5 protein-coding genes are annotated in these 6,032 nt (G+C 48.1%); 4 read left to right on the top strand and 1 reads right to left on the bottom strand.

Annotation, left to right across the window (positions count from 1 at the left end; genetic code table 11):
• Positions 1-226: 226 nt before the first annotated feature.
• The 4 genes from HMPREF9431_RS07815 (at position 227) to HMPREF9431_RS12965 (ending at position 5,407) form a co-directional block, all read left to right on the top strand.
• Positions 227-409: a hypothetical protein gene (locus HMPREF9431_RS07815; RefSeq protein WP_004380683.1), complete on the top strand. Its 183-nt coding sequence runs from the start codon at positions 227-229 to the stop codon at positions 407-409.
• Between the two features lie 50 nt (positions 410-459).
• Positions 460-3,273: a fimbrillin family protein gene (locus HMPREF9431_RS07820; RefSeq protein WP_004380684.1), complete on the top strand. Its 2,814-nt coding sequence runs from the start codon at positions 460-462 to the stop codon at positions 3,271-3,273.
• A gap of 726 nt (positions 3,274-3,999) precedes the next feature.
• Complete coding sequence (locus tag HMPREF9431_RS07825) at positions 4,000-4,887, top strand: DUF6261 family protein (RefSeq protein WP_004380686.1); 888 nt, start codon at positions 4,000-4,002, stop codon at positions 4,885-4,887.
• A gap of 136 nt (positions 4,888-5,023) precedes the next feature.
• The gene (locus HMPREF9431_RS12965) at positions 5,024-5,407 is read left to right on the top strand and encodes a hypothetical protein (protein WP_155812987.1); all 384 of its coding nucleotides are present in this window, start codon (positions 5,024-5,026) and stop codon (positions 5,405-5,407) included.
• Positions 5,408-5,730: 323 nt separating this feature from the next.
• Here HMPREF9431_RS12965 and HMPREF9431_RS07830 read toward each other — a convergent pair.
• Positions 5,731-6,032 (bottom strand): IS256 family transposase (locus HMPREF9431_RS07830; RefSeq protein WP_004380689.1); only part of this gene is annotated, 302 nt, incomplete at its 5' end.

Below are 6,032 nucleotides of genomic sequence, written 5' to 3' on the forward strand. Positions count from 1 at the left end.
GTAACACACACACACACACACACACACACACACACACATTCTAACAACGGTCTAAGTCTCTGTACTAAGGCGATAGCGGTGCGCCCGGCGCGGGTGTCGGTCCACCGTTTCAAGCATCTGCAAGGAGCTTTCAAAGCTCTTTGCAGATGCTTTTTCGTGTGTGTAATTGAACCTGTGAAGCAAGAAATTAATAGTAGTAAATATAATCATTTAAACAAAACAAAAAATGAAGAAAAAAATGTATGAAACGCCTGCATGTACGGTCATTCCGTTGGCGACAGAGTATGCGTTATTAACGAAAAGTCCCGTGGCACGTCCCGGTGGCGGTGGTGAAACAGGTCACAAAGGCAGCGTCAGCGTAGGTGATTTTGAAGATGGCGGCAGCGAAGAAGTCGAAGACGAAGATTAAACAGCGTGCACAGTCCATCACAAGTAGTAAACAACAAAGCGAAAAATAAGATGAAACATACATTTCGAAAACAACACTTTAGTAGTCTGTGCAATGGCAGTCTGTTGCTCGTCATCGGCGCGACCCTTCTATTCGGTGCTTGTGCCGACGATGATTTAGCCACTGACAAGCCCAACAAGCACGCAGGGACTACGGTAGCCTTCAATGTGAGCGACACCCAAATGGAGGCCTTGGCACAAGCCGGCGCCAAGGGTATGACACGCGGTTTGAGCCCGCAGCCCGTTTCGTCGGCCGACCTTGCCCCACGCAAACTTGAAGCTACGGGCAGCAATCCGCACGACTTCTGCTTGATTGAGTCGACAGTCGAAGGCATCAACCCCGTGAAACCGGCCGAAGGAACGCGCGCCGAAATCATCAAGACAGCCACCCTCGGCAATTTCTCATCCATCGGCTATCGCGCCTCACAACCATATATGTCAAGTTGTCTCGCAACTGGATTGCTGTGGTTTTATAACGAGAAAACCGATAAGGATGGCAATATCGTCAACCACCGTTATGAATGGGATTGGCCAGTGAATGTCTATGCCCATTTCTATGCCGTCTATCCAGAGGCTACGGCTGCCAATGGAATCACACTTACGGGCAGAAATTATCTGGGAATCCCCTATATTGACTTCGTGGCTAATCAGGATGTGAAACAGCAGGTAGACTTGATGACGGCCAGTTCGGGCGAAGTGCACTATATACATGGAAACGACCCCACGAGCAACCTCAAGTTCCACCACGCCTTGGCCGCCATCAAATTTTCCATAGGCAGTAACCTCTCGCCCGTGATCATCAAAAAAATCGAACTCAAAAATGTGAAGTACAAAGGTCAGTTTGATTTGCATGTTAATACACCGGGTGAGTGGAATTTCGTTAGCAATGAACTTACCACGGTGACTCTTGACGGTATTGATTTAAATGCAGCCGAAATGCCCAATACGATGTTGGCCGGTGCGCTCGACCCCGACCCTGATAATCACAATCGTGCAGGTCGTGAGAACTACACTTTTCTACTTCCTCCGCAGGAGTTAAGTCAAAGCCATCCTGCAAATCCTGTTTTAGCTGTTATCCACTATAAGGAGGCCGGCGTCGACAAAACCATTTCTTTTAAATTGACTGGACAGTGGAGAATCGGAACCACAAAAGAATATAAACTCTCGCAGAAGAACTCAAGTTGGGAATATCATTTCACATTAGAGGATAACGATCTCAATTTCAACTATGATGAGACAGCTGCGAAGACTTTTAAAGTCAGTAGTTGGCGTGATGGCATTGATCCAGTCACCCATGCTGCCATCAAACAACCTGTAACTTGGAAGGTAGTGAAATATGAAGAAAGCGTCGATAATGGTCAAACCTGGGTAGACAGAGGCCTTGATATGCCCAGATGGATTAGTGGTATGACTACAGGAGCATCATCAAACATCATTACACAGGGAACAATCCTGCTTGCAAATGGTATGATTAATGGTATAGATGGCTATAACCAGTTGCTCAAAAAAGGGCCGTTCAGGGGGACAAAGGACGATTATTACGACTTGTCTACACACGATGTGAAAGGCACCCACACCCAGCGCAACACGGCCAACTGCTATATCATTTCTCATCCGGGCTATTATGAAATTCCGCTGGTCTACGGTAATGCCATTAAGAATGGGATGGACAATACAAATTCCTACACGTCAATGGAAACAGGAACTTGGGTGTTGCAACATTTCAAGGACCACAATGACCAAGATATCACCGATCCTTGGATAGAACAGACCAACGGCAGGGCTAATAATGGCATCAATGGCACTAAACTGATATGGGCAGATGAACCTAATTTGGTGCAGTGGATTGGTACAGGAATTGTGCGCCGTGGCGCTGAAGCCTATTTGCAATTCGAAGTGAAGAAAGAGAACATTAAAAACGGCAATGCCGTTATCGCCGTGATGAAAAATGGCACGGTTGTTTGGTCATGGCATCTGTGGTTTGTCAACGAAGATGCCCTCAACGCCATCCCCTGTTGGAACTATCAAAATATCAGATACGATTTCACGCAAGAGCCGCTTGGTATGAAATACACCGCTTGGAGTGGTACGAGCTATTCCGTGCCTCACCGTGTGAAGATAAAAGTCATCCAAACAACGTCTAATCACGGGGTAAACCACGAAGGTGTCATCACCATTACGCAGAACCCCAGTGCCGTTACACGTCAAGGCTTCACTACATTCTATCAGTGGGGGCGTAAGGATGCCTTCCCTGGAACAGACACTTTCTATCCTTCGAATGGTTATTCTTTTGTGTTTGACAATATCATACGTCAAGGTCGTTCATTAGGCTATGTCATTCAACATCCTGAGAAAGCGTATGCTTACGAAGGATCAGGTGATTGGTGTAATGCTACCTACGCTAACACTTGGTCAGCCAATAACCCACTGCTGTACAATTTTTCAAATGACCCCATTATTAAAACCGTCTATGATCCTTGTCCCGCTGGTTTCCACATTCCACCGAGTCAAGCCTTTACGGGTTTCTCTAAAAATTTAGGGGTAACAGCAAATGCACCTGCAGACGGTTGGAATGGGGCAGGTTGGAACTTCTATACTCGGCCAAATGGAACCAGCACAACCCCCACTATTTATTTTCCAGCTTCAGGTAGGCGGGGACTCAATGGTTCACTGTACAGGGTGGCAATTGATGGCTACTATTGGTCAGCATTATCAAATAACAGCCATGATACATTCTGTTTGATGTTCACCAATTCTGTTGTGTCAGTAAATTCTTTAGATCACCGGGCTTTCAGTCACAGTGTCCGCCCAGTAGCAGACAATTAAAAGAAAAATAGAAATGAGCAATTACGTTGCAGCAAGGGTAGTGGCCGTGCCTGTGTGCCGGCCAGCGCGCCCCGCAAGGGCGCATCCATCGTTAGGTGTGCCGAGCGGATTGGTGGAACATGGCGTTTGTACATGGAAGTGCATCATTCGCGGGTGGAAACGCAACGTTTGTAGATGGCAACACCTCATTTGTGGATGGAAATGTATTGCTTTGGTATGGAAACGCCGCTGCGCGGACGTTCGGGCGGGCACACAGGCACCGCCCCTACGTCTTAGCTTGAGCAAACCTCAAAAGAATAAATTTGGGACTTGCCGAGGGTTCGGCAAACGACAAAAAAAAATTTTGAGACTTGCCGGCAGTTCGGCAAACGGCAAAAAAAGATTTTGGGACTTGCCGAGAGTTCGGCAAACGCTAAAAAAATAATTTGGGACTTGCCGACGGTTCGGCAAACGCTAAAAAAAGATTTTGAGACTTGCCGACGGTTCGGCAAACGCTAAAAAAATAATTTGGGACTTGCCGACGGTTCGGCAAATGCTAAAAAAAGATTTGGAGACTTGCCGGTAGTTCGGCAAACGACAAAAAAATAATTTGAGACTTGCCGACCATTCGGCAAGCCTTTTAAAATAAAATTGAACGATGGCGCACGCTCTGACGCGTGTTTCGAAAGATTTTGAACGCCATTGGATAGGAAGAAGAATACTTTTTTAATTTAAAACAGAGAAAATATGAATGAAGTTAAATCGATTGATTTAAAAAGCGTGAGCAACGGCGCGCATTTCGTATTCATCGAGTCCGTTTGCAAACGGTTGGACTCGGAGACGGAGTTGTTGAAAAACGAGTACTTTAAGAAGGCGGCCGACGCGTTGAAAGCGGCTTTTAACGAAGAAAACCGCTATTTTGCGTTGTCGAAGAAAAGTGCTTCGACCGACGAGATTTTGGCGGCCGATGCCGACCGCGACACGTTGTATTCGGCCTACTACCGAGCAGTGAAGAGTTTTTTGCGTGTGTCTTCGCCCGACTTGCATACGGCGGCCAAAACGCTCTGGCAGAGCCTTGTGGACTATGGCATCAAGCCCTCAATGCAGTTGGAACGCGAGACGGGTGCCATTCAAAACCTGTTGGAGGATTGCGAGCAAAAATACAGCGCCGAGGTGGCCAAATTGGGTTTGCAAACGGTGTTGGCGTCGCTGAAAACGGCCAATGCGAAGGTCTCAGAATTGCTCTACAGCCGCACCACGGAGCAATCGAAACAGGTGGCGGGTGCGCTGCGCAAGGCACGTCAGCAATCCGACGAAGCCTTCAAGCAGGTGCGCAAGGTGGCCAATGCCATGGCTACGTTGGGCAGTGCCGAGGCCCTGAAACCCTTCGCCGACTTCGTGAATCAGCTCATCAAGCGGTATGAGGACGAGGTGCTGCCGAAAAAGAAGAAAGCGGATGATGGCAAGCAACCCGGCGACAAACCTGGTGATGGGAAGAAACCTGGCGACGGCGGGAAGACACCCGATGGCAAAAAGCCGGGCGGTGATGCTGCAAAGCCGGGCGATGGTGGTGATGGCAAGGACAAGCCAGGCGGTAAAGGTCAGGGCGATGCCACAATCACACCAAAGAAATAGCTTACTTTAAAACAAAAGGGCATCATCTCGATGCCAGTTTGCATACACAACTTGTTTTAAAGAATGGGGGCGGGAGTGCGCGATGCATTTCCGCCCCCGATGTGTTGTGTGGGTAGTTGTATTCATTCATTTGCGTATGGAAACGCCGCTACGCGGATGTTCGGGCGGGCACACAGGCACCGCCCCTACAGTTTCGTTTGGATGGATTGCGCATGGAACGGTTGATTTCGTTTGGGGTGAATTGCGCGTAAATGGTTATTTTGTTTGTGTGGGATTGTGCGGCAAAATATTACGGAGCGTGGTAGGGGCGGTGCCTATGTGCCCGCCCGTGTCGCCCCACAAGGGCGCATCCGTCATTTATTCCCCGCACACAATGCGTGTATTTTTGTTATGGAAACGCCGCTGCGCGGACGTCCGGGCGGGCACACAGGCACCGCCCCTACGCATTTTGCTTGAGAGAGTTGCGCGCGGATGTTCGCCCCTACGGTTTCGTTTGGGCAGATTGCGCGTAGACGGTTGATGCCGTTGGGGCGGATTGCGTGTAAATAGTTATTTTGTTTGTGTGGGATTGCGTGGAAAAATATGATGGAGATTGGTAGGGGCGGTGCCTATGTGCCCGCCCGTGTCGCCCCACAAGGGCGCATCCGTCGTTAAATCCCTGCGCACAATGCGTGTATTCTTGGTATGGAAACGCCGCTACGCAGACGTTCGGGCGGGCACACAGGTACCGCCCCTACGCATTTTGCTTGAGAGAATTGCGCGCGGATGTTCGCCCTTACGCATTTGGTATTGTCCTAAAAAGTGTGTAACCATAATTTCCCATATCTTCCATTTTGTTCAAAATTATTCACTCTTTTTCCAGCATCTCCATTGATAGACTTTCCTTCGATATGTCGTCTGTGTTTCTTCCATTGCAACAGATGCCAATAGAAATAAAACCGATTGACTTGACGGCATTGCAGCTCTCATCTTGATGGTTCTTTTATACTTTCTGTTGAGCCGCTCAATCCAATTCGTCGTATAAATGCATCTCTGTACTTCTACAGGGAAGTCCATATAGGTGAAATAAGCAATATTACGCTCGGCTTTATATTTGCGTAACACGGGGTATTTCTTTTCCCATCGGTTTACAAAAGTAATAAAAT

It is taken from the genome of Segatella oulorum F0390 (assembly GCF_000224615.1).
Classification (GTDB): domain Bacteria; phylum Bacteroidota; class Bacteroidia; order Bacteroidales; family Bacteroidaceae; genus Prevotella; species Prevotella oulorum.

Bases quoted from the DNA above. Each gene is read 5' to 3' on its own strand.
- HMPREF9431_RS07815 (WP_004380683.1), top strand. From the start codon at position 227: ATGAAGAAAAAAATGTATGAAACGCCTGCATGTACGGTCATTCCGTTG.
- HMPREF9431_RS07820 (WP_004380684.1), top strand. From the start codon at position 460: ATGAAACATACATTTCGAAAACAACACTTTAGTAGTCTGTGCAATGGC.
- HMPREF9431_RS07825 (WP_004380686.1), top strand. From the start codon at position 4,000: ATGAATGAAGTTAAATCGATTGATTTAAAAAGCGTGAGCAACGGCGCG.
- HMPREF9431_RS12965 (WP_155812987.1), top strand. From the start codon at position 5,024: ATGGAAACGCCGCTACGCGGATGTTCGGGCGGGCACACAGGCACCGCC.